Origin of the sequence: Polaromonas aquatica (genome assembly GCF_042659145.1) — a bacterium.
Classification (GTDB): Bacteria; Pseudomonadota; Gammaproteobacteria; order Burkholderiales; family Burkholderiaceae_C; genus Polaromonas; species Polaromonas aquatica.
This window is the reverse complement of sequence record NZ_JBHSRS010000029.1, coordinates 1-642: the sequence shown is the minus strand read 5'-3', so window position 1 is coordinate 642 and position 642 is coordinate 1. Positions and strand designations below refer to the sequence as shown.

Below are 642 nucleotides of genomic sequence, written 5' to 3'. Positions count from 1 at the left end.
GCTAGGGCGCGTCTCCTATATGCGTAGCCAGGTCAGGATCGCTGCGATCACAACCCCGGCTCGATAGGTCACCGCGAGTTTGTCATAGCGCGTAGCGAGCCCTCGCCACTGCTTCATCAAATTGAAGGCCCGCTCCACCACGTTCCTGTCCTTGTATTTCTCGGCCTCGAACTTCGGCGGCCTCCCGCCCCGGCTGCCTTTGCGTTTGCGTGAACTGATCTCGGTCGTCTTCTCCGGGATCACCGCCCCAATACGACGCTGCCGAAGATAGTCTCGGTTCACGCCAGTCGCGTACGCCTTATCCGCGAGCACTGCATCAGGCCGGCTGCGTGCCGCACCACCAGCAAGCCGCGGCACTCGAATATCCTCGAGCACGGTCTCGAGCATCACTCCATCATTGCGTTGCCCGCCGGTGACCACGATCGAGAGCGGTCTCCCGTTCCCATCGACGGCGTAGTGCACCTTCGTGGTGAGTCCGCCACGGGAACGACCGATCCCGTGACCGTCAGGCTCTACCTCCACCAGCGGCAAATTCTTGTAATTCGATAGAGCCCCCTGTGTCCTGGTCAGGGCGCGAAAGGTTCGTCCCGTGCTGGTGCGCACGGTTGATCGTCGCATCGACCGACACGTCCCAGTCAATGT

At 61.7% G+C, this 642-nt stretch carries 1 protein-coding gene; it reads right to left on the bottom strand.

Translation table 11 applies throughout. The features are described from left to right. Positions 1-15 precede the first annotated feature (15 nt). The coding region (locus tag ACFQND_RS12205) for an IS5 family transposase (RefSeq protein WP_377413602.1) at positions 16-642 on the bottom strand (627 nt) is incomplete at its 5' end.